This is a genomic window from Tatumella ptyseos ATCC 33301 (genome assembly GCF_000735525.1).
GTDB lineage: Bacteria > Pseudomonadota > Gammaproteobacteria > Enterobacterales > Enterobacteriaceae > Tatumella > Tatumella ptyseos.
This window is the reverse complement of sequence record NZ_JMPR01000035.1, coordinates 289,671-313,397: the sequence shown is the minus strand read 5'-3', so window position 1 is coordinate 313,397 and position 23,727 is coordinate 289,671. Positions and strand designations below refer to the sequence as shown.

General features: G+C 52.6%; 24 protein-coding genes and 1 pseudogene. 16 read left to right on the top strand and 9 right to left on the bottom strand.

What is annotated here, in order from left to right:
• Positions 1 to 211 precede the first annotated feature (211 nt).
• Positions 212 to 2,335, bottom strand: coding sequence for a TonB-dependent receptor PqqU (gene pqqU / locus GTPT_RS11285; protein ID WP_029991107.1), 2,124 nt, complete (start codon positions 2,333 to 2,335; stop codon positions 212 to 214).
• 515 nt (positions 2,336 to 2,850) lie between these two features.
• Between pqqU and GTPT_RS11280 the strand changes: the two genes are divergently transcribed.
• The 3 genes from GTPT_RS11280 (at position 2,851) to GTPT_RS11270 (ending at position 4,658) form a co-directional block, all read left to right on the top strand.
• Positions 2,851 to 3,258 carry an Exc2 family lipoprotein gene (locus GTPT_RS11280; RefSeq protein ID WP_162139948.1) on the top strand — a complete coding sequence of 136 codons (408 nt, stop codon included), beginning with the start codon at positions 2,851 to 2,853 and terminating at the stop codon, positions 3,256 to 3,258.
• Between the two features lie 98 nt (positions 3,259 to 3,356).
• The gene (locus tag GTPT_RS11275) at positions 3,357 to 3,743 is read left to right on the top strand and encodes a hypothetical protein (protein WP_038011389.1); all 387 of its coding nucleotides are present in this window, start codon (positions 3,357 to 3,359) and stop codon (positions 3,741 to 3,743) included.
• 24 nt (positions 3,744 to 3,767) lie between these two features.
• Positions 3,768 to 4,658, top strand: coding sequence for a sulfite exporter TauE/SafE family protein (locus GTPT_RS11270; RefSeq protein ID WP_071780107.1), 891 nt, complete (start codon positions 3,768 to 3,770; stop codon positions 4,656 to 4,658).
• Here GTPT_RS11270 and GTPT_RS17335 read toward each other — a convergent pair.
• Both GTPT_RS17335 and GTPT_RS17855 read right to left on the bottom strand, forming a co-directional pair.
• Positions 4,632 to 4,841 (bottom strand): annotated as a pseudogene (locus GTPT_RS17335) (IS3 family transposase); the annotation flags it as partial. The gene GTPT_RS11270 and the pseudogene GTPT_RS17335 overlap by 27 nt on opposite strands.
• Positions 4,799 to 5,224: an NADPH-dependent FMN reductase gene (locus GTPT_RS17855; protein WP_051170746.1), complete on the bottom strand. Its 426-nt coding sequence runs from the start codon at positions 5,222 to 5,224 to the stop codon at positions 4,799 to 4,801. The gene GTPT_RS17855 and the pseudogene GTPT_RS17335, both read right to left, overlap by 43 nt.
• A gap of 6 nt (positions 5,225 to 5,230) precedes the next feature.
• Here GTPT_RS17855 and GTPT_RS11260 point away from each other — a divergent pair, with 6 nt between their 5' ends.
• The 11 genes from GTPT_RS11260 (at position 5,231) to pqqF (ending at position 14,348) form a co-directional block, all read left to right on the top strand.
• Positions 5,231 to 5,614, top strand: a complete 384-nt coding sequence (locus GTPT_RS11260) for a LysE family translocator (RefSeq protein WP_051170745.1) — start codon at positions 5,231 to 5,233, stop codon at positions 5,612 to 5,614.
• Positions 5,615 to 5,850: 236 nt separating this feature from the next.
• Positions 5,851 to 6,150: a type II toxin-antitoxin system HigB family toxin gene (locus GTPT_RS11255; protein WP_025901975.1), complete on the top strand. Its 300-nt coding sequence runs from the start codon at positions 5,851 to 5,853 to the stop codon at positions 6,148 to 6,150.
• Complete coding sequence (locus tag GTPT_RS11250) at positions 6,147 to 6,572, top strand: helix-turn-helix domain-containing protein (RefSeq protein ID WP_025901976.1); 426 nt, start codon at positions 6,147 to 6,149, stop codon at positions 6,570 to 6,572. Before GTPT_RS11255 ends, GTPT_RS11250 begins: the two co-directional genes overlap by 4 nt.
• Before the next feature lie 5 nt (positions 6,573 to 6,577).
• Entirely contained in the window at positions 6,578 to 7,522 is a 945-nt protein-coding gene (locus tag GTPT_RS11245; RefSeq protein WP_081671451.1) for an NAD(P)-dependent oxidoreductase, read from the top strand.
• A 56-nt stretch (positions 7,523 to 7,578) separates the two neighbouring features.
• Positions 7,579 to 8,607 carry a dipeptidase gene (locus GTPT_RS11240; RefSeq protein ID WP_025901978.1) on the top strand — a complete coding sequence of 343 codons (1,029 nt, stop codon included), beginning with the start codon at positions 7,579 to 7,581 and terminating at the stop codon, positions 8,605 to 8,607.
• A 151-nt stretch (positions 8,608 to 8,758) separates the two neighbouring features.
• Complete coding sequence (gene pqqA, locus GTPT_RS17540) at positions 8,759 to 8,830, top strand: pyrroloquinoline quinone precursor peptide PqqA (RefSeq protein ID WP_071846626.1); 72 nt, start codon at positions 8,759 to 8,761, stop codon at positions 8,828 to 8,830.
• Between the two features lie 60 nt (positions 8,831 to 8,890).
• On the top strand, positions 8,891 to 9,808 hold the full coding sequence (gene pqqB, locus GTPT_RS11235) for a pyrroloquinoline quinone biosynthesis protein PqqB (protein WP_025901979.1): 918 nt from the start codon (positions 8,891 to 8,893) through the stop codon (positions 9,806 to 9,808).
• A gap of 3 nt (positions 9,809 to 9,811) precedes the next feature.
• Positions 9,812 to 10,567, top strand: coding sequence for a pyrroloquinoline-quinone synthase PqqC (gene pqqC / locus GTPT_RS11230; RefSeq protein WP_025901980.1), 756 nt, complete (start codon positions 9,812 to 9,814; stop codon positions 10,565 to 10,567).
• A 2-nt stretch (positions 10,568 to 10,569) separates the two neighbouring features.
• Positions 10,570 to 10,851 (top strand): pyrroloquinoline quinone biosynthesis peptide chaperone PqqD, encoded by a 282-nt coding sequence (pqqD, locus tag GTPT_RS11225; protein WP_025901981.1) that lies wholly within the window; start codon positions 10,570 to 10,572, stop codon positions 10,849 to 10,851.
• On the top strand, positions 10,838 to 11,977 hold the full coding sequence (gene pqqE / locus GTPT_RS11220) for a pyrroloquinoline quinone biosynthesis protein PqqE (protein WP_025901982.1): 1,140 nt from the start codon (positions 10,838 to 10,840) through the stop codon (positions 11,975 to 11,977). The genes pqqD and pqqE overlap by 14 nt, the downstream gene beginning before the upstream one ends.
• 4 nt (positions 11,978 to 11,981) lie before the next feature.
• Positions 11,982 to 14,348 (top strand): pyrroloquinoline quinone biosynthesis protein PqqF, encoded by a 2,367-nt coding sequence (pqqF, locus tag GTPT_RS11215; RefSeq protein WP_071780105.1) that lies wholly within the window; start codon positions 11,982 to 11,984, stop codon positions 14,346 to 14,348.
• Positions 14,349 to 14,379: 31 nt separating this feature from the next.
• Here the strand turns inward: pqqF and dld are convergent, their stop codons facing one another.
• The 3 genes from dld to GTPT_RS11200 all read right to left on the bottom strand — a co-directional run bounded on the left by dld (position 14,380) and on the right by GTPT_RS11200 (position 18,019).
• A complete protein-coding gene (gene dld / locus GTPT_RS11210) occupies positions 14,380 to 16,077 on the bottom strand; it encodes a D-lactate dehydrogenase (RefSeq protein WP_029990311.1) in 1,698 nt (565 codons plus the stop codon).
• Between the two features lie 539 nt (positions 16,078 to 16,616).
• Positions 16,617 to 17,261 (bottom strand): oxygen-insensitive NAD(P)H nitroreductase, encoded by a 645-nt coding sequence (gene nfsB / locus GTPT_RS11205; RefSeq protein WP_025901985.1) that lies wholly within the window; start codon positions 17,259 to 17,261, stop codon positions 16,617 to 16,619.
• A 140-nt stretch (positions 17,262 to 17,401) separates the two neighbouring features.
• Positions 17,402 to 18,019 (bottom strand): trimeric intracellular cation channel family protein, encoded by a 618-nt coding sequence (locus tag GTPT_RS11200; RefSeq protein WP_025901986.1) that lies wholly within the window; start codon positions 18,017 to 18,019, stop codon positions 17,402 to 17,404.
• A gap of 374 nt (positions 18,020 to 18,393) precedes the next feature.
• On the opposite strand from GTPT_RS11200, the gene phoC reads away from it, so the two are divergent.
• Positions 18,394 to 19,119: an acid phosphatase PhoC gene (gene phoC / locus GTPT_RS11195; RefSeq protein ID WP_029990309.1), complete on the top strand. Its 726-nt coding sequence runs from the start codon at positions 18,394 to 18,396 to the stop codon at positions 19,117 to 19,119.
• Positions 19,120 to 19,340: 221 nt separating this feature from the next.
• Here phoC and pmrB read toward each other — a convergent pair whose 3' ends face one another.
• Positions 19,341 to 20,441 carry a two-component system sensor histidine kinase PmrB gene (gene pmrB / locus GTPT_RS11190; RefSeq protein WP_029990308.1) on the bottom strand — a complete coding sequence of 367 codons (1,101 nt, stop codon included), beginning with the start codon at positions 20,439 to 20,441 and terminating at the stop codon, positions 19,341 to 19,343.
• Positions 20,438 to 21,124 (bottom strand): two-component system response regulator PmrA, encoded by a 687-nt coding sequence (gene pmrA, locus GTPT_RS11185; RefSeq protein WP_029990307.1) that lies wholly within the window; start codon positions 21,122 to 21,124, stop codon positions 20,438 to 20,440. The genes pmrB and pmrA overlap by 4 nt, the downstream gene beginning before the upstream one ends.
• Positions 21,125 to 21,542: 418 nt before the next feature.
• On the opposite strand from pmrA, the gene GTPT_RS11180 reads away from it, so the two are divergent.
• Entirely contained in the window at positions 21,543 to 22,034 is a 492-nt protein-coding gene (locus tag GTPT_RS11180) for a very short patch repair endonuclease (protein ID WP_025901990.1), read from the top strand.
• Positions 22,035 to 22,053: 19 nt separating this feature from the next.
• Here the strand turns inward: GTPT_RS11180 and GTPT_RS11175 are convergent, their stop codons facing one another.
• Positions 22,054 to 23,523: a catalase gene (locus GTPT_RS11175; protein WP_025901991.1), complete on the bottom strand. Its 1,470-nt coding sequence runs from the start codon at positions 23,521 to 23,523 to the stop codon at positions 22,054 to 22,056.
• Between the last annotated feature and the right edge of the window lie 204 nt (positions 23,524 to 23,727).

Genomic DNA, 23,727 nt, shown 5'->3' with positions numbered 1-23,727 from the left:
AGCATTGCCGATCTCCCCGGACAAGTGGTTCTATGGCTCCGGAAGCCCCGCCAGACGCACTGCTGATGCGGTCATCATTCAGTCAAGGTGGACGATATTGGTGAAGCCGCTGCAGGCAGGGCGGTTTATTGCGGTACTGATGGCAAAGTGGAGGGAGCGCCGGTATTGGCAGCAGGTCACAGGCGGGATGCCGCCTGTGACCTTACCTGGTTTACCGGAAGGCGTAACTGACGTTCAGACCGACACCGTAATTACGGCCCGGTGCAGATTCGTAATAACGACCATTACTTTCGTTCACAATGACTGAACCGACATATTTACGATTAAACAGATTGTCGATGCGCCCGGAGAGATCTACCGTCCAGTTGTCGACCAGCCATTTGTAGCCGGTATTCAGGGAGCTGACGGTATAAGACGGAGCGCTAACAGTATTTGGGTCATCGGCTTCGATATTACTCATATAGCGAATATCGGCACCACCATACCAGCCGGAATACGGCGCATACTCCAGCCCGAGGTAACCCATGTTGCGTGCAATCCCGGGGATCCGGTTCCCGGTACAGTCGCTACCGGTGCCGGCGCAGGCATTACTGCGGTAGCGGGCATCCAGTAAAGTCCAGGAGGTGGTGAGCTGCCAGTCTCCGGCAAATTGCTGTTCAAATCCGAGTTCCAGCCCGCGGCGCCGGGTCTGACCGGCATTTTTATAGGTCGCGCGTCCTTCGTTGTTATCTGCGGACACGATTTCGTTACGGGTATCTGTCTGGAATACCGCAGCATTCAGCAGGCCGTACCCGATACGTTTTTTCGTACCCCATTCAATGGTCTTATTAGTAGAAGGTTTCAGCCCCAGATTGAGACCGCTTTTTCCGTCCGGACGGTTAGACAGTTCGGTAATGGTCGGTGTTTCGAACCCTTTACCGGCAGAAAGGTAGGTATTCCAGCTGTCATCAATAGCATATTTCAGCGAGGCTGCAGGTAACCACTGATGATAACGTTTATCGCCGCTGTCATCACCGTTCGCCAGGTAATGGTCATCCGAGTCAAAACTGATGGTACTCAGGCGTACACCCGCATCCAGTGACCATTTATCGGAAAGCTGCCAGGCGGTCTGGAAGTAAGGGTCCAGGTTCCACATCAGGTTCGTTTCATCACGGCGCAGAGCGCCTTTCTGGCCTAAGTCAGTCTGAGTGAAGTTCTGATAGCCCTTACGCTGCTCTGACATCGTTTCATAGTCCAGCCCGACGGTGGCGCTGACCGGCAACGAAAACAGGGTATCGCGGTGCGTCCAGCGGGTATCAATACCCTGATAATGACGGGTCAGATCAATCACACCGAATTTCTGACTTTTGGTCTGCGCAGTCGAAGGAATTGACTGGTATTGTGTTGTTTCACGGATCCCGGCGTAAGTCATCACACTCAGGTCATCGTTATCGCCAAAAGAACGCTCGTAATGCAGCCCGGCCTGAGTCTGATCGACCGTTTTTCTGGCGTTGTATAGAGTGACGTTAGGCGCGACCTGTTCAGGGTTCGCCCGCCATTCCCCCGGTGTCAGTCCGCCCGGATCATCGGCCTGAATATGGGTACTGTTAACCAGCAGGGTCAGGGTACTGTCATCATCGATCCGCACCCCCAGCCGGGCATTGGCCAGATTCTTGCTGGCACCGCTATGGTCCCGGTAACCGTGGGTGGTGAAACGTGAAACGGACGCCGTGTAATCCACATCGCCGGCATGGGTGCCGTCGCCGGTCGACCCGCTGGCCTGCAGGCTGTTGCGCCAGCTACCATAGCTGCCATACCAGCTACCGGCTTTCAGGGTATCCGGTTGCTGGCCTTTTTTGGTCACCACGTTGATGACCCCGCCTGAACTGTTGCCATAAAGCGCGGAGAAAGGACCGCGCAGCACATCCACATGGTCAATCGACCCGATATCAATATTCGATGTCTGGCCTTGTCCGTCCGGCATGGTGGCCGGAATGCCATCCACATAAATACGGATGCCGCGAACACCAAAAGTGGAACGGGAACCAAAGCCCCGAATCGAGAGCTGTAAGTCCTGGGCATAGTTCTGGCGGTTGAGGATTTGCAGCCCCGGAACCCCGGCCAGACCTTCAGAAAGGTTAACCTGAGGCTGGGCTCTGCGCATATCTTCACCGTAAACGACACTGACGGCCGCCGGGGTATCCAGTTCAGACAGACCGTGACTTACCGGTGTGGCAGAAACAATCATTACCGGTGATGAGGTATCCGTCCGTGACGGAGTGGCTGCCAGACCTGCCGCCGGGAAGATGACCGGCAGGATCAGACTGGCTTTAAGCTGTGGTAGTTTAATTTTCATTATATTAAAAGCTCGCAACAGGTTAATGCGTAGCAGGAAATATTAAATTTCACTGAATCGTCGGCGATGTTACCTCTTTTTTCAGAGCTTGTTAAAATGTAATCGTTTTAAGGGGCAAAAAAATACCGTCGCGGGGCAATTTACTTTTAAATGCAGCATACTATTCCATAATCTGCCGCGATACAGAGACAAAAACCCGCTCCGCCTGGCGGCGGCGTTTCCGCGATATAAAACCGGGAGTCAGCCAGCCTGCTGAATTGCTGTGGATTATCGGGGCACCAGAGTCTGTCGGAAGGGTTGACGTGCCGCCGACGCCAGAGTGCATTAGTGAATAAACAGGGCATAGCGCACACAACCGCCATGCACAAAGCATTATCCGGCCGTTGGAGTGCGCATAAAACAAACAGAGTAAGGAATTGTTCAGATATCAGCCCGTACGGATTCCGGTACGGTAAAAATATTATTCGTTTATAAATAACGGCTAACAAATTAATAATTTCATTATGGGTGCTGAAATGCTGATTAAATCTTTACCCCCACTGGTCTTTATTACACTGCTGCTGAGTGGTTGTGTCTCCGATAATAGTATCAGTCGCCATGCGACTGATCTGATAGCGCAGTACCGCGCGCTGGGAACCGACCCGGAAATGTCTGTCAATACGGCAGACAGTATTAAAGGTGCCCGTCAGTTTTTACAGCCCTTTTATGACTTAGGAAAAGTCGACCGTGATAGGGGATTCAGCCGTGCAGAGGCTCAGAGAAGGGTTGAGAGTTTTGAAGGGCTACCGATGTTCAAGGCTGCTGCGCAGCATGAAAGATTCAATAATCAGTCCTACAGCACTGAGTATCCTGAACAGAAGGCGGCGTTAGCGCTCTCCGCGGCCACAGAGACCTATATGGATGGCTACAACGGTAAACCGTAAATTTTTTTCTGGAGCGTTTGAGAGGTACGAGCAAACCACGTGATGATAAATAGCACGGCTAACTTGAGAGTGATCTCTTACCTAAATACACGGGAGTTATGACATTTTATAGAGCAATGCCCGCAAAAGATAAATCTTACGCTGTTTCTATCCACGAGATAGATGAATTTTGGGATGCCGGACCCGTGTTGTTCAAAAAATTCGGGAGTTTTGATTATAGACGTTGTTTCCTGCACTCAATTTTTGACGCAGGAAAGCAGTCAGGAAAATTTTTATTAGATTCCTTACAAAAATTTCTTTTCAGCAAAAATATTCCAGGCATCACGCAGGATGCTCACCAATATTGGAGTTTTCCAACAAAAGATGAAATAAAGAAAGGTGAGGGTAAAGGCATAGTCATTTATAATCATCAGAAAATATTATATTTTTATATGAAAATATTTTTAACTAATTCCACTTCCGAAAAAAATGGACTTATTCACTAAAAAATTAATAAATGGTGATTTAAAATGAATGAGTTGATTATTATATCCCTTGCTGGTTTTCTTACCGGGATTACAACGTACATGTTTGGCTTCGGTGGAGGGTTCGTAGTAGTACCCTTCGTATATCAGATGCTGTCTAACCAATATCCTCATAACCCAAACGTAATGCATGTTGCGGTAGCAACCTCTACAGCTGTGATGATATTCAATTCATCATTCGCTACCTACATCAACTGGAAAAAAGGAAATATCTCCAAAAATCTTGTTTATCCACTGATAATTTTTATTGCCCTTGGGGCAGTTATTGGATCATTGATGTCTGGTGCTATTAATGACTATTTCATACGATATGCATTCATTGTATACATGGTTATTACAATCATTGATTGTCTCTTCAGAAGAGGATTTTTCAAGCAGGTATCGAAGAAAGAGTTGAGTGTTCAAACCTACTCTGTAGGTGGAATTTTTATTGGGATTATTGCTACGATCCTTGGTGTTGGAGGTAGTGTCATGACAGTACCCTTGCTAAGGAGACATGGTAACACTATGTCAGATAGTGTTGCGTGCGCCAATCCTCTGACACTCCCGATGGCTATATTTGGTTCTTTTGTTTATTCTCTGTATTCGTCAGACACAGGTATGAAGGATTACCATTTCATAGGTCTTATTAATATAAGTATTTTAATTTTATTGGTTATATTCGGCGGGTTTGGTATATCTCTGGCGAGATTTATCCCAAAAATACCTGACTCAATTCACTCTAAAATATATATCTGGTTACTTATTTGCGTAACTATTGCCATAACAGTCCAGGCAGTCCCAAAGTACCTGTTTATCTACAGGTACTTTGGGACTGATCTTACCCAGTGGATCGCCACGGATAATCCAGACACTTCTGAGCCGTTGATAATATAGGTTTTCATATTCAGCCGGTGGCATCTGCTCGCCCGAACCCTGCCGACGCTTACTGTTATAAAACATTTCGATCTAATCAAAAATATCGCTTCTGGCTTCGTTTCTCGTTCCGTGGATCTTTTTCTTAATCCGTTTGCGTTTCAGTAGCTGGAAAAAGCTCTCCGCAACCGTATTGTCGTGGCATGCCGGCTCGTCAGTGTCAGAAGAATAACTTCCCACAACCGGCGCAAACGGGAGTTAATCTCTGGTTGTTCGCACAATTCTGCGGCAGACAACCCGGGAATGACGTAAGGCTCAGCAAGCGAGGCAACAGGGCTGCATGACGCGCTATATTGCGCGCCCATAACCGTGATTATTTCGATTAACTGAGCATGCGCGATTCCGGCCCGGGGAGAGAGGTTGGGTATCGATACCGGTTTATCTGTGAACTCTCCGCTGGAAACAATCCAGTCGAGCGCATTTTTAATTACACCAGTGACACCATGAGCATATTCAGGACTGGCAATAATGACCAAATCAGCGTCCTGCAGATTTCTTCTCCAGTCAGCAACCTCAGCGACAGGCATTGTCTCATGAAAGTCGCCGGTGCTCTCTGGCTGCTCTGGCTGGGGGCGACACTGATCCGTAGCGGGATGAAGGCCCGGTACGGTGTTCTGCCGGAGGCCACGGAACCGGTCAGTTTGCGGGGCGCGTGGACAGCTAATATCCTGAACCCGAAAGCGATCATTTTTTATCTGACCGTTGTTTCACAGTTTGCCGGTCAGCAGGGTGGCATTAGCCATTATCTGATGCTGGCTTCCGTCCATGTGATGGTAATGAGTTTCTGGCTGGTGGCGGTCAGCCAGGTTCTTATTTTTTCCGCAAAGAAAACGAATACGTTGGTGCTAAAAAAAATCATTAATATTGCAGGCGGTTTACTGCTTATCGCTTCGTCCCTGCACAGTATCTTCTGCTGACCGGCCGGTACGGGTTATCCGTTCACCACGCTGTTTGCTCAGCCACGATACCGGTGTACCGGCCAGAAAAGAAAGCCCTCAGGCCCGGACATCATACCCGGCGACAGCCGGTATTCCGTATTATGTCACGGGCACGCGCTCATCTCTTATTGGCTCCAAAGGTTTCCGAAAGAAGTGCTTGAGTCCCGTTTTGGGAGGTGTATAGTGAATCCCATATTGGGACTCAGGGACTGGATATGAATGTCGTAGCAAAAAGGATATTGGCAGACTTTTGGACGACACATGCTGACGCAAAAGGGCCGGTGTCTGCCTGGTACCAGGAGGTCAGTAAAGCACACTGGCACTCACCGCAGGACATAAAGCGCCAATACCGCTCAGTTGATTTTTTAGAACATAACCGTGTTGTTTTTGACATCAAGGGCAACACTTATCGGATCATAGGTAGCGTTGCTTACGCCCAACAAGCGGTATTCATTAAGTTTGTTGGCACTCATGCTGAATACAGTAAAATTGATGCAAAGAAGGTGACACTATGACATATCAGGTTAAGCCTATCCGCAATGAGACGGATTATCTTAACGCACTGGCGCTCATTGAGCCGCTGTTTGACTCTCAGCCAGAGCCAGGTACAGAGGAGGGGGACTTTATGGAAGTTATGGTTACCCTGATCGCTGCCTATGAAGATATTCATTATAAAATTGCCCCTCCCACAGCAGTTGAGGCGATTAAGTTTCGTATGGAGCAGCAGGGTTTGAGTGTGCAGGATGTCGCGCGAATGATCAGGGCAACATCCTCCAGAGTCTACGAAATACTCAATGGAACCCGGCAGCTCTCTAAGGCACAGATTCTGGCACTCCATCAGCACACGGGGATCCCGTTTGAGTCATTATTATCTGATGTTCAGGTCTCTAAGGCCCGGCGGCGTAGTACCGTGACGAGCCCGGCAGTACACGCCTGAAGTCAATGGATTTAGCGTGGGTCCTCCCGTCGGAGGGGCTGCAGACAGGGGCTTCGGCCCCATCAACGATTAACGGAGGTCATATGAAACAACCTGAAGTCGCAGTGCTGGGGCTGGGTGCCATGGGGCACGCCTTTGCCAGTAACCTGCTGAAAAAGGGGTTTGCCGTTTATGGCTGGAACCGTAGCCCGGAAAAGGGCGAAGATTTAACACAACCGGGCTTCACGCTGGCGGATTCTCCTGCCGCGGCAGTCAGCCGTGCATCGGTGATCATCACCATGTTACCGGACGAAAAAACGACCCGGGATGTGCTGACACAGGCGCTGAGCGAAATACCGCAGGGAGCAACCGTCTGTCAGATGGGTACCCTCGGTGTGGAAGGCACGGAAAAGCTACATCAGCTGCTGAGTGAGCAACGTCCGGATATTCTTTTCCTTGATGCGCCGGTCTCCGGCACCAAAGCCCCGGCGGAGAATGCGCAGATCACGGTACTGGCCAGCGGCGACCGTTCGCGGGCCGGCGCAGCAGAACAGGTATTTGCTGCCATCAGTAAAGCCACCCTGTGGCAGGGTGACGCCGGAGCAGGTTCCCGGATGAAGCTGGTGGTGAACAGCTGGCTGATAGGTCTGATGCAGAGCCTGGCAGAAAGTGAACGTCTGGCAGAAAGCCTGGGGTTCGGTCCGGAGGCGTTCTGGCAGGCCCTGGAAGGGGGGCCACTGGCAGCACCCTATGCGAAAGTCAAACTGCAAATGATTGAAAGTGGCGACTTCTCGCCACAAATGCAGCTTATCTGGGCCCTGAAAGATGCGAAGCTAGCCGTTGAAGCTGGTAATGCAGCACAGTTACCGGCACTGGATAACATTACCCGTCTCTGGCAACAGGCGGTAGACGACGGGCTTGGTGCGCAGGATCTGGCCGTGATCAGCCGCTATCTGGCTGAACGTCAGTAAATTCTCCCTGAGCAGGGGGATAGCAGGCCCTCTGCGTTACCATGGGATCAGAAAGTATGACAATAACGACTTATTTTGATGGCCATAATGATTTACTGATGCAGTTATGGCTGCAACACCCGGAAAATCCGGAACATTACTTCTTCCGGGCGGGCTGCGACGGTCATCTGGATTTTAGCCGTATCCGTCAGGGCCGGTTAGGGGCCGCATTTTTTGCTATCTTCGTCCCGCCGGAAAGCTATGTCGCCCGGCATTTCCCGCAGCGCCTCGGAGCATTGCGTGACCACGTCAGCGTCATGCGCGAACAGCTGGCAATCCTTGGTCGTCTGGAACAGTTTTCAGACGGTAAGGCCAAAATCTGCCGGACGGCCGCAGAGGTCCGTTACTGCCTGGAAAACGGTGTGCTGGCGATGATTGCTCATATTGAAGGGGCGGATGCGCTGGATACTGAAGGTGTGTTACTGAACGAGTTTTATCAGGGAGGTGTCCGCAGTGTCGGTCCGTTCTGGAATAACCCTAACCGGTTCGGCGAGGGCATCACCGGCAGTTTCCCGGGCTCACCGGACAGCGGACCCGGACTGACGGACAAAGGGATCGATTTTATCCGCCAGCTTGGCGCACTGAACCTGATCATTGATGTCTCGCATATGAATCAGCAGGCGTTTTTTGATACCGCGCGCTACAGCCATCAGCCACTGGTGGCGACCCATTCGAATGCCCATGCACTCTGCCCCCAGCCGCGTAACCTGACCGATGAGCAATTACGTATCCTGGCAGAGAGTGGCGGCGTGGCAGGCATCAATTTTGGTAACGCTTTTCTGCGACCGGACGGTCAGCGAAACGACGATACGCCGACAGAACTCATTACCCGGCATATTCGTTATATGATCAACCATGCCGGTGAAGATCATGTGGCGTTGGGGTCTGATTTTGACGGCGCCAGTGTGCCTGCTGCACTTAAAGATGTGACCGGGTTACCGGCCATTGAAGAGAGTCTGCACCAGGCAGGGCTGAGCGGGGCGGTGATCGACAAAGTCTGCCGTCACAACTGGTTACGTATCGTCGAACATTTTATGACAGCTTAAAAGAATTTAGTCATCTTTTCATTGACCTCTGCTTGACAAAGGCGCAACATTTATCGGCCTTGTGAAGGGGGGGTGTTCCGGGAAACCCGGGCAGCACCCGGTCGCAGGCTATTTTTCGGACATTAACATTTTAAGTATTAAGGTCATTATTATGTGGAAAAAACCTGAATTCGTAGATATGCGCCTGGGTATGGAAGTGACTCTGTACATTTCTAACCGTTAATTATCCGGTGTCATAAGTGGCCGCTTTCGGGCGGCACTTACCTTCAGTAAAGAGTATTTTATGTTTATCAAAGTGCTGGGCTCTGCTGCCGGTGGTGGTTTCCCGCAGTGGAACTGTAATTGCAGCAACTGTAAAGGGCTGCGTGACGGTACCATCAATGCTCACGCCAGGACACAGTCTTCAATCATTGTCAGTGATAACGGTGAAGACTGGGTCTTATGTAACGCCTCTCCGGATATCTCCCGACAAATTTTCATGACCCCTGAGCTGGTAAAACGCGGTGTACTGCGCGGGACCGCCATCGGGGATATTATTCTGACCGATAGCCAGATAGACCATACCACCGGGCTTTTAAGCCTGCGTGAAGGCTGTCCGCACCGTGTCTGGTGTACAGACGAAGTTCATCAGGATCTTAGTACCGGTTTTCCGGTCTTCCCGATGCTGGAGCACTGGAATGGTGGTCTGCAGCACCATGCCATTCGTCCGCTTGAACCCTTCAGCGTAACGGTCTGCGGTAATCTGACATTTACCGCGGTGCCTATTCTCAGTAATGCACCGCCATACTCACCTTACCGTGATCGTCCTCTGCCCGGACACAATGTCGCGTTGTTCATTGAAAACAAAGCAAACGGCAAATCATTATTCTATGCCCCCGGGCTGGGTGAGCCGGATGATGTGATCCTGCCCTGGCTGAAAAAAGCCGACTGCCTGTTAATCGATGGCACCGTCTGGCAGGATGATGAATTACTAAGCACCGGCGTCGGTAAAAACACCGGCCGGGCAATGGGTCATCTGGCACTCGCCGAAGAGCAGGGGCTGATGACACTGCTGGCGGCTTTACCTGCCAGTCGTAAAATTCTTATTCATATTAACAACACCAATCCCATCCTCAATGAGGATTCGCCCCAGCGCCGGTTCCTGCAACAGCAGGGCATTGAGGTGAGTTGGGACGGAATGGCGATACAGCTACAGGATTAATCCATGACGATCACTACCACCCTGAGCAAGCAGGCTTTTGAACAGGCATTGCGGGATAAAGGTGCCTGTTACCATATTTATCACCCTTACCATATCGCTATGCACAACGGCCAGGCGACCCGTGAACAGATCCAGGGCTGGGTTGCGAACCGCTTCTATTATCAGACCAACATTCCGCTGAAAGATGCGGCAATAATGGCGAACTGCCCGGACCCGGCGACCCGACGTAAGTGGGTACAGCGTATCCTTGACCATGACGGTGCAGACGGCAGTGAAGGCGGGATCGAAGCCTGGTTACAGCTCGGTGAAGCGGTGGGGTTATCGCGTGAAGATTTACTTTCTGAAAAACATGTTTTACCCGGTGTTCGTTTCGCGGTCGATGCGTATGTGAATTTTGCCCGCCGCGCCAGCTGGGAAGAGGCCGCCTGCAGCTCTCTGACGGAACTGTTTGCCCCGCAAATTCACCAGTCCCGTCTGGATAGCTGGCCTCAGCATTATCCGTGGATCAAAGAGGAAGGTTACTTCTATTTCCGCAGTCGTCTGAGTCAGGCCCGCCGTGATGTTGAACATGGTCTGGCACTGGCGCTGGAGCACTTCGATACCGCAGATAAACAGAACCGGATGCTGGAAATCCTGCAGTTCAAGCTGGATATTCTCTGGACGATGCTGGATGCCATGACCATGGCCTACAGTCTGCAACGCCCTCCTTATCATACCGTGACAGATCAGCCGGTCTGGCACACAACCCGACTGGTATAACCATGAGTTTTGAACAATCGGTGGTGATGTTCCGCCGCGGATATCGCATGCAATGGGAAGCCACTCAGGATTGTCACGTCATTCTTTACCCGGAAGGCATGGCGAAACTGAATGAAACTGCGGCGATGATCCTGGAACAGGTGGATGGTCAACGGACAGTGGCACAGATTATCGACCTGCTGAATCAGCGCTTTCCGGAGGCCGGCGGAGTGGATGACGATGTTGTCGATTTCCTGCAGGCGGCCGGTAAGCAGAAATGGATCATGTTCCATGACGCAAATTAATCCTGAGATTAAAGCGCCGCTCTGGTTACTGGCGGAGCTGACCTACCGGTGTCCGCTGCAATGCCCGTACTGCTCGAACCCGCTCGACTTTGCCAAAGAGCAGTCTGAGCTGACTACAGAGCAGTGGCTGACCGTTTTTCGTCAGGCACGCGAGATGGGCAGTGTACAACTCGGTTTTTCCGGCGGGGAGCCTTTAGTGCGTAAAGACCTGCCGGAACTGATTGCCGGGGCACGTGAGCTGGGGTTCTACACCAATCTGATCACTTCCGGTATCGGGCTGACACGTAAAAAACTGGATACCTTTGCAGAAGCGGGACTGGACCACATCCAGATCAGTTTCCAGGCCAGTGATGAAACGCTGAATGCCGCACTGGCGGGCTCGGAAAAAGCCTTCCATCAGAAACTGGAAATGGCGAAAGCAATCAAAGCCCATGGCTATCCGATGGTGCTTAACTTTGTTCTGCACCGGCATAATATTGATCAGATCGACCGCATCATTGAGCTTTGTATTCAGCTGGAGGCCGATGATGTTGAATTAGCCACCTGCCAGTTTTATGGCTGGGCCCAACTGAACAGGGAAGGGTTATTACCGACCCGTGACCAGATTGCGCGGGCAGAAGCGGTGGTGAAGCGTTATCGCGAGAAGATGCAGGCCGACGGCAATCTGACCAATCTGTTATTTGTGACGCCGGACTACTATGAAGAACGCCCGAAAGGGTGCATGGGAGGCTGGGGCGCAATTTTTATGAACGTGACGCCGGACGGTACTGCGTTACCCTGTCACAGCGCCCGTCAGTTACCGATAGAGTTTCCGTCGGTGCTGGATAACAGCTTGCAGCACATCTGGTATCAGTCCTTTGGCTTTAACCGCTACCGGGGCTATGACTGGATGCCGGAACCCTGCCGCTCCTGCGATGAGAAAGAGAAAGACTTCGGAGGCTGTCGCTGTCAGGCGTTTATGCTGACCGGCAACGCAGACAATGCGGACCCGGTGTGCAGTAAATCGGCTCATCACGATAAAATCCTGCAGGCGCGGCGTGAAGCCGATTGCAGTGATATTCGTATTGCACAACTGCAGTTCCGAAATCAGAAAAACTCGAAGGTGATCTTCACCTCCCGCGGGTAACCGGATGAGTGAGTCCTCGTCCCTGTATTACCTCAGCAACGGCATGGCGGTTCAGCTACAGTCGGTGGCTGACCTGTCTGCCTCGGCGGTTTGCCTGCGGGTGGATGCCGGCAGTCACCATGAACCCGCCCGCTGGCCGGGCTTAGCGCATCTGCTGGAGCATTTACTGTTCCAGGGGGGGATGCGCTTTCCCGGCGCGCAGCGGTTAATGCCCTGGGTGGCAGCCCGCCACGGCCGTGTGAATGCCACTACAGAAGCCTGCAGGACGCTTTATTATTTTGATGTCCGGTCAGACGAACTGAGCGCCGGTCTCGCCCGGTTGCTGGATATGGCATTGTCACCGGAATTTTCTGCTGACGCTATTCGGCGCGAAATTCCGGTCATTGATGCGGAATATGGCATGCTGAGCCGCCATACGCCGACCCTGATCAATGCGTTACTGGCTACCGGTATCGGCCAGCCCCCGGCATTCCGTCGTTTTGTGGCCGGTAACCGGCAGAGCCTGGACGGTGACCTTCCCGCCCTGCGTCAGGCGTTACTGACTTTTCATCAGCAATATTACTCTCCCGGCAATCTCTGCCTGATCATCCGTGCGCCGCTGTCCCTGACAGACTTGTCCGCCGCCCTGACAGAGGCCCTGTCACAGGCCGGATTGTCCGGGCTCCTGCCGCTGAACGCCTGCCGGACGCTGCCATTCCCCGCCCGGGCCCCGGTGCCGGTGAACGAGCGGCAGATCCCGGTGGTGTTACATGTGGCCGGTGAAGGGCAGCACTGTCTGAGTTATCTGCTTGCCGACCCGCAGAGCCGACTGCTGGCGGCGGTTCCCTTATTACAGGCACTGCTGAGTGATGCGGCACCAGGATCCTTTATTGATGCCGGGCGCAGGCTGGGGCTGTGTCATCACAGTGCCGCAGAAGTGGTCAGTGCGGCCCCGGGCTATTTGTGGTTACTGATCCGGCTGACCCGGCCCGCGGGTCCGCCACATCCGGCAGGCGACCTCAACCGTCTGTTTCGTCACTGGCTGGCACAGGTGTGTTGTCTCAGCCCGCAACAACAGGCGCATTACGTACGGCTGGCCCGGCAGGATTTTCTGCGTCTCAGTCCGATGGAACAGGTCAGAAAGGTTGCCAGCGGGGAGGCCGGAGATACCGCAGATATTACTGCACTGGCAGAGGCATTGCTCAGCACGTCCCCGTGTGAATTGCAGACTGAACCTTCAGAGGGAGGGCAGGTCACGACAGCCCGCGGCTTCCTGTGCCGGTGGTCGCCGGCACCGGAGATCAGTGACGTTTCACCTGAGCCGGCACCGGACTTTGTTTTCTATCCGCAAACCGTCCGTCCGGCACAGGCACGTTCGCTGCCGGAGGCTTCTCTGCAGGGACCGGCGGACGGCCCGCTCTGCTATCGTTCAGAAATACCTGGTGCAGAGGCGGGCATAATCCTTCGGCCTGTACGCGGTATGACCCTGACCGGGGCGCAACTCTCACAGCTCAGATACCGTCTGCACCCCTGGATAAGCCGTGTCAGGCATGCCGGAGGCGAGGCCAGTGTGGCACTTTACCAGGGCGTGCCTCAGGTCAGAATGATGTTACCGGCAGCCGGTGAGGCTGCGGAACTTATCCGGCTGCTTTGCTCGCTTTGGCCGGATCTTTCGGCGTCCGTCATGGCCGAAGATACAACGCAGGAAATTCTGATCCGTCGTTTACTGGCAGAGTTCCCGCAACGACTGGCCGTAACACAACCAACCCCGGTCTGGTCCTGTATTGTCCGCTGTCAGGATGACGCGCTTTTTTCGCTGATCAGTCACTTTCTGCAACAGACGCTGCTGTTACAACAGGAACAGTCAATCCTGCCGCCACTGAAGGGGGAAGCGCACCACCTGCCGGAAAGGGACGGGGATAATGCCTTACTATTCTTCCTGCCTCTGGACAGCGAACTGCCTGCTGAGCTGGCGGCAGCACGACAGTTGGGGGCCATTTATCAGCCTGCGTTTTATCAATGGTTGCGGGAAGAACTCTCGGCAGGGTACGTGGTTTCCTGCCGTTTTGAATCGTTTGCGGATCGTCAGGGGATCCTTTGTGCACTGCAATCGCCACGCTATGATTGCGCACAACTGGCCGCATGGTGCCGTCAGTTTTTCGGCCGTGTCCGTGAACAAATCATGCAAATGACTGAGGGGGGCGGGTTGCGGGCTGAAGCGCCCGCCAGTGTATTGCCGGCAGACGCGATGGCCAGCGAATTACAGAGTCAGATGGCCGGGGGACACCGGCCGGCATTGCATGACCGCGTCTCTGTCCGGCAACTGCAACAGTTACATCAGTGGCTGGAAGACGCCGTGGCCCGTGCGGAGATCCTGAGCTGCGGCCGGTGATCTCCGGCCGCAGGCAAACTTTCGGATGAAGTTACTTGCCCCAGAATTTTTTACGGCTGGTTTTCCCAATCCCCGGGTTGCAGGTATTGGTCGGATCCAGTTCACGCCAGTGTTGTTCATGTTCACAGGACGCCTGATACAGGTGCCCGACATTGTGCTCCGCAGGATAGCGGGCACCACGCTGTTCCAGATACTCCATCACCTCCTGTTTGAATTTCTTCGCATCCACCCCGGCTTTAAGGACGTAATCCTGGTGGTTCACAAAGCAAAAGAAATGCCCGCAACAGGAATCGGCCTGGACCTGCGCCGCAAGATGAGGTGGCAGATGGATCCGCCACTGGTCATCATTACGGCGCAGAGCCACGTCAAAAGCAATTAATCGCTGGTTGGTATCATAGCCGAGGTAGTCACAGTAGGAGATGGTACAGCCGCCCACCGCGAAACGGATCAGAAAGGCATCGGCAGCTTCCCGGTCATCGCACAGGAAATATTCCCCCGGACGCTGGCTGAAATACTCCTCAAGCAATGCCGTCAGTTGTTCAGCCTGACGGGCTTCAATTTTAATCATCAGATGGTGCACAAAGCGCCGGCGGTAATCCATGATCCGCGGTGCGATAAACGAGGGGGTTATCTGATTAAAGCCCTGGATCAGCTTATCGGTAAAATTATGCGGCAGAAAACGGGCATGTCTGATCCGCACATCCCAGCGCGCTTTGTTGGCCATTAAACCGGGAATGGCCTGCGGCCCCAGCTTACGGATGGCCAGATACATATGTTTTGCGTAACGCAATGTCAGGTCAAACGCACCGGCGTGAATATATTCCGCCTGTAAGGGCAGTTCATCCATTTTTTCCAGCAGAAAACGGCGTAAACCGATCAGTTCGCTTTCATCATTGCTGCCGATATAGAAGGTACGGGTAGCTTCGCTGGCGGCAAACGTCGGCAAACGTGCGGCAAAGACGACCACTTTTCCGGCACATCCCGCACTGTCATACAGATAACGTTTATCGCCGTTGAATCTGGCCGGTGATGCCGCATGAGTATCGCGCAGTTGTTCAGAATAATCATCTGCCCAGATTTTACCCTGCCAGTCGGCAGCATCGCCGGTCGTGTATTCGCGTGTCTCCAGCGCATTAATGATCCTCTCCGGAGTATCGCCCAGCTCAATACCCAGATGGTTAACCAGTTCAAGATGTCCGTCATCAGTAATGCGGGCAAACAGCGATTTTTCTGTAAATGCCGGACCACGACGGATCAGCGAGCCCCCGGAGTTATTACATAACCCGCCAATGACAGACGCGCCGATACAGGAGGAACCGATCACCGAATGGGGTTCACGCTGCAGAGGCTTCAGGGTGTCTTCAAGCTCGGTGAGGGTCGTGCCCGGAAAAGCGATAACCTGTTGGTGATCATCAATGACCTGAACCCCGGTCAGTAAACGGGTGCTGATAATGACAATATCGCGGTCGTAATCATTACCGTCCGGGGTTGAACCTCCGGTGACGCCGGTATTGGAGGCCTGCATCAGAATGATAACATCTTCGGCAACACAAACTTCTAACAATTGCCAGAGCTGTAACAGCGTCTGTGGCAGTACCACGGCCAGTGCTTCACCCTGACCGACGCGGAATCCTTTGGTGTAAAAGGCCTTATCGTCTTCACTCAGTAAAACCTGTTTTTCTCCCGCGATTTCGTGCAGCTTGCGGGTCAGCTCCTGACGGTTATTCATCTATCCTTTCTGCCTTTATTTTTCATTCTGTTTCAAGCCCACAGCCGGATTGAGGTGAGACGGGTCGGATACCCCGGACACTATGTTTTTTGCGATGTGCAGTGCGATAACCTGCCGGCTCATGACTATATAAAAGCGCGTTTTTCACCGACTGGAAAGAGGCAAAATAAAAAAAACTTATTACGCTCAGGGGATCATCAGGGTTTATGCAAAGAAACAACATTTTATGCTGTTTATCTGTCTGTGTTAAACAAATCGTTAACATTGAGGGGGCAGGCTCGCTCAGAACGGCATATCAGAGACAACCGCGAACGGGAAAAATCGGCAACAATGGACCATCCCTGCTAAAGACGGGGCGGGTCACGCAGTGCATCAGCAGCCATGACAGAAAGCAGTGACGGTGGAAGGATGACAACAGAAGATGCAGGTTCAGTGGTGGTCCCGGGAAATAAGGCCGCAAGGCAACACTCCGGGATTGTGTGTGCGGAGACCTGGTAGTCAAGCCGCCCCTGCCGGGCAGGGAGCGGCAGACTATCAGATCACAGGCGGGTGATCACAGTCTCTTCACTTAAACGTGATTTTGGCAGCGATGCATTAAAATCTTTCTCGCTGTTATGGCCGATAGCGACGACGGCCAGACTGTGTAGCCCTTTCTCTTTAAGTCCCAGGCGTTCATCCAGCAGCACCGGATCAATACCTTCAATAGGAGTGGCATTCAGCCCCATCGCCGCGGCCCCCAGCAGCAGGAAGCCCAGAGAGATATAAGTCTGGCGCTCCATCCAGTAGCGAAGGTCTTCATCTGAGCCACCATAGGCAGCGATATAATTACGGCGTCCCTTATCGTTGGCGTTTTTAGTCTCTTCATCTTTAAAGCGACCGTCCAGATCTTCCTGCTGCTGCACCTTGCTGAACTGTGCATCATCCAGGGTATCTTTGCTGGTGAAAACAACAACCATCGCTGAATCACGGACTTTTGCCGCGTTAAAATCACGGATACCCGGAAGGATAGTCTCTTTGCCTTCATCGCTGGTGATGGCAAAGAAATGCCATGGCTGCAGGTTCAGGGATGACGGACTGTAACGCAGGATATCCAGTAACTCCTGCTCCTGCTGTGCAGTAATCTTGCGGGAAGCATCGTAGGCTTTGGTAGTAAAACGTTGTTTAACAACTTCAACAATAGACATAATAATCGCCTCAGATAAAACAGTCAGTATTCAATAATTATCTTAATTTCAGAGGTCGTTACAGTAACACCCGGATAAAGCGACAACCAGCCCGAAAGGGACCCGCCGCATTTAGGGTTAAATATGACATTAACTAACGTTCAGAAATATTTATTCGCGATAGTTTTCAGCGTGATATTGTATTTCAGCGACACCATCCGGATCAGGGTACAGACAAAAATCGACAGCAAAATACTGTAGCGTTCCGGGATGATATTAGCCGAACCCAGCAGTTCAATCGCAGCCCCAATCATTGCCGCACTGGCATAAATCTCTTTAGTAAAGATCACCGGTGTCTTGCCGACCAGAATATCCCGCAGGCACCCACCGCCCACGGCACTGACACAGCCTAACAAAATGGAAAGCTGCACACTGTGTGTGTAAAGCCAGGTCTTATTCGCGCCAAATGCCGCGAAAAAACCCAGACCGAGCGCATCGAAAAACAGGGACGGTTTCTCAAACGAGAACACCAGTTTCTGAAAGAAGGAGAGGGAGGCGATCGCCAGAATGATACAGAAAAAGTACTCGATATTAACAAGCCCGGGCGGGGGAGTCGCGCCGAGACAAATATCCCTGATACAGCCGCCACCGATGGCAGTGACACTCGCTAATGCAAAAACGCCGAATAAGTCAAAACGATGTCTGACGCCGACAATAGCGCCACTCAGGGCAAAGACAAAGGTCCCGAAAAGGTCGATAAAGTGTAAAAAAAAGTCCATAAATTCCCGACGTTACTGCACGACATTGGTGAAAAACAAACCTGACTGAAGAGTAATAATGTCCGCGCGGTTCGTCAGACGCAGGAACAATAAATGTTTCATAGGCATTGCGCAAATGCTTTCCCGGGAAAATCATCGCTAACGTCCGGTTTTTCCGGAGGAATTCCTACGCAGAGAAAAACGCTCTGATGGCGATGGACAGTGAACAGCTCGCACCTGATTAACCCCCCGCGAGTCTCTGTCCGTCCGGACCTGCGGGCAAAGCCTGAACTGTGACCGGTACCGGAGTTAAGTGCAATGTGACGTGGTAACGTCGGTGCCTCTCACCGTTTTTTTACAGGATGTTTATTATGGTCAAAAAACTGTCAGTATTTATGATCTCTGCATGGCTGTTGAGCGGGACCGGATATGCCGCCATCCCCGCCGGTAATGATGCGACCACCCGGCCTGAGCTCTACTATCTGACTAACAGCCAGGCCATTGATAGTCTGGCCTTACTGCCCCCTCCGCCTGCGCCTGGCAGTCTTACTTTTCTCAACGATCAGGCGATGTATGAACAGGGCCGGCTATTACGCGACACCCCCCGCGGTAAACTGGCGGCCGACGATGCAAATCTCAGCAGTGGCGGGGTAGCCAGTGCGTTCTCCGGGGCATTTGGCCACGAGATCAGTGCCGCAACCACCCCGCAACTCTACAAGCTACTGACTAATATGATCGAAGATGCCGGTGATCTGGCCACCCGATCGGCAAAGCAACACTATATGCGTATTCGCCCGTTTGCTTTTTATAAGGTGGCTACCTGTAACACCCGCCAGCAAGCAGAACTTTCCTCTAATGGTTCTTATCCTTCCGGACACACCGCCATTGGCTGGGCCACGGCTCTGGTACTGGCCGAAGTTAATCCTGCGCGACAGAATGAGATCCTGAAACGGGGATATGAACTCGGTCAAAGCCGGGTGATTTGCGGCTATCACTGGCAAAGTGATGTGGATGCGGCACGGCTGGTGGGGTCCGCGGTCGTGGCAACGCTGCACACCTCGCAGGAGTTCACGGCTCAGTTACAAAAAGCGAAAGCAGAATTCAGCGTTCCTCAGGCCTGACCGTATCGTATGCTTTTATTTTGCAGCAGGCAGGATCGTCGCCGGTGATTTTCTCACCGGCTTAATATTAATTTAATCATTACCTGAAATACTCTGCTGACACCCCCTGACAGGAGAGTAATGATGGAGAATAAAGCGACCTTTTCCGGAAGTGAACTCAGTGCTGCTTTACTCAGTCTGAGTACAGTTGTGATTTTTCTGCTGGTCTGGTTTACCAGTTTTTAAAGGGTTTCGTCCGCTAGCGGATAAATGACCGAGGCCCGGCAACCCTGGCGATCCGTCCGGTTAGTGAGGGTAAAACGGGCATGATGCAGCTGGCAGATCCTGCTGACAATACTCAGCCCAAGGCCACTGCCACCGTAGCGGCTATCCATCCGTACAAATGCCCGGCTCAGTTCACTGGCACGGGTTTCATCAATGCCAGGCCCTTCATCTTCCACTGAAAGTTCAATGCCCGGCCGACCTTCTTCTGTGACCACAGGATGCAGACTGATGCGCAGGGTGCTGTGTTCCGGGCTATAACGATGAGCATTCTCTGTCAGATTACGCACAATCAATTGCAGCAGCGTCGGGTCTCCCTGTACGCTAAAATCATGTTCAGCCTCCGGCAGGATCAATTGCTGGTGGCGCAATTTAATCATGGTCAGCAGACTGTCCCGTAGCGGAAAAATCACGGTTTTTCTCAATAATACCGGCTGGTAATTGCCTTCCGTAAAGGACTGGCTGATCCGCGCCAGCTGTAATAACTGAGAAACACTATTGGTCATCTGATCCAGACGCAGGATCAGGGAAGACATATCCAGGTGGTGCTGGCGGGCCATCAGTTCCAGGTGGAGACGTAACCCGGCCAGGGGGGTGCGTAGTTCATGGGCCACATCCGCGGTAAATAACCGTTCCCGGTTCAGGGTATCGGTCAGGCGGGCGACCATATCATTAATCGCATGCGTGACGGCGTCAATTTCGGTGATCCTGCTTTGAAATTCGATGGGTTCGGCAGAAAAGCCCGAGCGTTTCTCCAGTTGCAGGCAGAGATCAGACAGGGGCTGGGTGACCCGCCGCACCGCTTGCCAGCAGAGCACCAGCGCCAGACAAATCATCACAAAGCTTGGAATAGCCAGACTGGCAAGTGCTTCATGGATTTCTTTATCCACATGCCATTGTTCGTTACGGTGGCTCAATACGCCTTCTACCAGCAGATCTATCTGTTCTTTACTTTCATGCCATAGCCACAGCACGCTGATGGCCTGGCAGAATAGCAGAATAGAGCCCACGGTGATCAGCAACCGGCGACGTAACGTGGTCGTTTTAGGGGACAGGTTCAGGATAGTGACTCCTCAGAACAGTTTTTTTTCTTAATCAGCACATATCCGAAGCCGCGCAATGTCCGTATAGATGCCCGGCCGATCTTCTTGCGCAGGTTATGGATATGTACCTCCAGGGTATTGGTGGCAGGCTCGCTGTCCCAGCTATAAATATCGTTATACAGGATCTCACGATGCACCGGCATACCGGCCTTCATCATTAACCGGGCCAGTAACGCGTATTCCTTCGGGGTCAGTTCCAGGCGTTTGCCTTCCCGGAATACCTGGCGATAGGTGACATCCAGCACCAGGTCATTAACGATCAGACGATTATCGCTCTGGTTATTGTGCCTGCGGATCAGCGCACGGATACGTGCAGTCAGTTCTTCCAGCGCAAAAGGTTTAATCAGGTAGTCATCGGCACCACTGTCAAGTCCGGTGATCCTGTCGCTCAGGGTATCGCGTGCCGTCAGGATCAGTACCGGCAAGGCCATTTTTTCACGGCGCAGGCGTAACAACAGTTGTAAACCGTCTTCATCCGGTAATCCGAGGTCGAGGATCATCAGGCTGTATTGCGAGGTTTTAAGACTGTTATCCGCCATCCGGGCACTGCTGACACCATCACAGGTATAGCCTTCCTGTTGCATGGCCTGCATCAGTCCCTCAAGGAGCAAGGTATCGTCTTCGACAATCAGTATTTTCATCCGTGGCTCCGGCAGAAGGCAATCCGGTACGGCAGGGCGGGGGGAGGAGATCTCCTGCCAAACCGACCCTGCAGTGCCCGGGGCTGGCTCTCCTGCACATCTTGTGTTGTTATTAACCATGTTGCTGTGTGGTGTACGGATATGCTGAAGCCTCCGTCTGCCGGGAAGCACTGGAATATCAGCCTATCACGTCTGTCCTGCGGGAAAGCTTCTGCGTCTTTACACCCCGCGTTTATCCGGTCATTGACGCTGACCGGCCGGTAATAATGTTATTACAGTGGCCCGCACACCGCGGTTATTGTGCGGGGGAAGTATTAAGGAAACCTTAAGCTGATGTCAGTTAGTCATCAGGGATCGTGAACAGTTCACTGTGATCAACGGCCTGCACCGGCAGTTTGCCGTCAACAGAGGAGTGAAGATGGCTGATGTGCATAACCGCGAGACCCGCAGCAAAAACATGCGGGCTATCCGTCACTGTAATACCGGCATTGAAAAGCAGTTACAGCAGTTACTGACAGACCTGGGGCTGGAAGTACGGCAGCAAGCCAGAGATCTGCCGGGCCGCCCTGATTTTGTCCTGGAGACGGCGCGAAAGGTCATTTTTACTCACGGTTGTTTCTGGCACCATCATCATTGTCACCTGTTTAAACCGCCGGCCACCCGAACGGATTTCTGGCTGGCGAAAATCGGTCGTAATTTGCAACGGGACAAAGAAAACCTGCAGGCACTGCAGCGTCAGGGCTGGAAGGTACTGGTCATCTGGGAATGTGCAATGAAAGGTAAAACGCAATTGCCGGCGACGGCACTGGCAGAGCGACTGGAAGAGTGGATCTGTGCCGGTGAACATTCGGCAGAAATTGATCAGTTCGGCATTCGTTTGCTGGAAATTCCTGAAAATCCGGCGACATAGCCGCCGGACATGCGGGATATTACGATTTCTGCTGAGCGGCAGCCACACTGTTGGCAATACGGTCACCGATATTCTGATCGATCTTCCGCCAGTAATCGAACACCCTGGACAGCACCGGCTCCCGGACGCCGTTTAACAGGTGTCCGGTGACATTGTTCACCAGACGGTCACGGGCGGCATCATCCATAACCTGAGTCACCAGTGTACTGGCCTGACCGAAGTCATCATCTTCTGCATGTAATGAGTAAGGCTGTCGTACCAGCGCGCCCTGAGTCTCCCATGAGGAGTCGGTCGGATAACGATCGCCGTCGGCTTTCGGGCCTCCTTTCGAGTTAGGGGCGTAAACCGGGTCGCTGACCGGATCCATTCGCATTGCGCCGTCTTTACTGTAGCTGTTCACCGGCGAATGCGGGGCATTGACCGGAATTTGCTTATAATTTACCCCCAGACGCGCGCGGTGCGCATCCGCGTAGGCGAAAATACGGCCCAACAGCATTTTATCCGGGCTCAGACCGATCCCCGGCACCAGGTTATTTGGCTCAAATGCGGCCTGTTCTATCTGTGCATGGTTATCTGTCGGGTTTTTATTCAGGGTGAGTTTGCCCACTTTGATCAGCGGGTAGTCGCTGTGTGGCCAGACTTTGGTCAGGTCGAACGGGTTGAAACGATAGTTTTCCGCGTCAGCGAACGGCATAACCTGCATATACAGCGTCCACTGCGGGAACTCACCGTTATCAATGGCGTTGTACAAATCCCGGACGTGGAAATCGCCGTCTGCACCGGCTTGTTTATCCGCTTCCTCCTGAGTCAGGCATTCAACGCCCTGATCGGTTTTGAAGTGATATTTAACCCAGAACTTCTCGCCTTCAGCGTTTATCCACATATAAGTGTGGCTGGAGTATCCGTTCATGTGTCGCCAGCTTTTCGGGATCCCACGATCCCCCATCAGCCAGGCAACCTGATGTGCAGATTCCGGGGAAAGCGTCCAGAAATCCCACTGCATATCATTATCACGCAGGTTGTTATCCGCACGGCGTTTCTGGGAGCGGATAAAATGCTGGAATTTCATCGGGTCACGAATAAAGAAAACCGGCGTGTTATTCCCGACCAGGTCATAGTTTCCCTCGCTAGTGTAAAATTTCATGGCGAAACCGCGCGGATCACGCCAGGTATCCGGGCTGCCGCGTTCACCGGCGACGGTCGAGAAGCGCATTAATACGTCGGTTTTCACTCCCGGCTGGAAAAGGGCGGCGCGGGTAAAGCGGCTGACATCTTCAGTCACTTCAAAATGGCCAAATGCACCGCTCCCTTTGGCGTGCGGTTGCCGTTCCGGGATCCTTTCACGGTTGAAATTCGCCATCTGTTCGATGAGGTAATGATCATGGAGAACCAGCGGGCCATCCGGGCCGACAGAAAGTGAGTGCTCGTCACTGGCGACCGGTATGCCGGCGTCAGTGGTGGTTATTTTTGGTTTATTATCATTGCTCATGCCTTTCTCCTTGACAACAACAGGGTTTAATTACGCACCCGATAAGCATAGTTGATATTTATCATTACGCCGGGAGGATCCCGCACAACAGAAAAAAGCCGTGTTTGCCGGGGGTTAAGGAGGGAAAGGCTCTCCGGTCGCGGGTGTTTACCGCATTGGCTTGCCCGGCGTAATCAGCTATGCTGGCGGGCTGATAATAACGCC

Bases quoted from the DNA above. Each gene is read 5' to 3' on its own strand.
- pqqF (WP_071780105.1), top strand. From the start codon at position 11,982: ATGAGTGAGTCCTCGTCCCTGTATTACCTCAGCAACGGCATGGCGGTT.
- pmrA (WP_029990307.1), bottom strand. From the start codon at position 21,124: ATGAAAATACTGATTGTCGAAGACGATACCTTGCTCCTTGAGGGACTG.
- pqqC (WP_025901980.1), top strand. From the start codon at position 9,812: ATGACGATCACTACCACCCTGAGCAAGCAGGCTTTTGAACAGGCATTG.
- GTPT_RS11175 (WP_025901991.1), bottom strand. From the start codon at position 23,523: ATGAGCAATGATAATAAACCAAAAATAACCACCACTGACGCCGGCATA.
- GTPT_RS11245 (WP_081671451.1), top strand. From the start codon at position 6,578: ATGGATTTAGCGTGGGTCCTCCCGTCGGAGGGGCTGCAGACAGGGGCT.
- GTPT_RS17855 (WP_051170746.1), bottom strand. From the start codon at position 5,224: ATGCCTGTCGCTGAGGTTGCTGACTGGAGAAGAAATCTGCAGGACGCT.
- GTPT_RS11260 (WP_051170745.1), top strand. From the start codon at position 5,231: ATGAAAGTCGCCGGTGCTCTCTGGCTGCTCTGGCTGGGGGCGACACTG.
- pqqD (WP_025901981.1), top strand. From the start codon at position 10,570: ATGAGTTTTGAACAATCGGTGGTGATGTTCCGCCGCGGATATCGCATG.
- GTPT_RS11180 (WP_025901990.1), top strand. From the start codon at position 21,543: ATGGCTGATGTGCATAACCGCGAGACCCGCAGCAAAAACATGCGGGCT.
- GTPT_RS11270 (WP_071780107.1), top strand. From the start codon at position 3,768: ATGAATGAGTTGATTATTATATCCCTTGCTGGTTTTCTTACCGGGATT.
- GTPT_RS11240 (WP_025901978.1), top strand. From the start codon at position 7,579: ATGACAATAACGACTTATTTTGATGGCCATAATGATTTACTGATGCAG.
- GTPT_RS11280 (WP_162139948.1), top strand. From the start codon at position 2,851: ATGCTGATTAAATCTTTACCCCCACTGGTCTTTATTACACTGCTGCTG.
- pqqB (WP_025901979.1), top strand. From the start codon at position 8,891: ATGTTTATCAAAGTGCTGGGCTCTGCTGCCGGTGGTGGTTTCCCGCAG.
- GTPT_RS11275 (WP_038011389.1), top strand. From the start codon at position 3,357: ATGACATTTTATAGAGCAATGCCCGCAAAAGATAAATCTTACGCTGTT.
- GTPT_RS11200 (WP_025901986.1), bottom strand. From the start codon at position 18,019: ATGGACTTTTTTTTACACTTTATCGACCTTTTCGGGACCTTTGTCTTT.
- phoC (WP_029990309.1), top strand. From the start codon at position 18,394: ATGATCTCTGCATGGCTGTTGAGCGGGACCGGATATGCCGCCATCCCC.
- GTPT_RS11255 (WP_025901975.1), top strand. From the start codon at position 5,851: ATGAATGTCGTAGCAAAAAGGATATTGGCAGACTTTTGGACGACACAT.
- dld (WP_029990311.1), bottom strand. From the start codon at position 16,077: ATGAATAACCGTCAGGAGCTGACCCGCAAGCTGCACGAAATCGCGGGA.
- pqqE (WP_025901982.1), top strand. From the start codon at position 10,838: ATGACGCAAATTAATCCTGAGATTAAAGCGCCGCTCTGGTTACTGGCG.
- pqqU (WP_029991107.1), bottom strand. From the start codon at position 2,335: ATGAAAATTAAACTACCACAGCTTAAAGCCAGTCTGATCCTGCCGGTC.
- nfsB (WP_025901985.1), bottom strand. From the start codon at position 17,261: ATGTCTATTGTTGAAGTTGTTAAACAACGTTTTACTACCAAAGCCTAC.
- GTPT_RS11250 (WP_025901976.1), top strand. From the start codon at position 6,147: ATGACATATCAGGTTAAGCCTATCCGCAATGAGACGGATTATCTTAAC.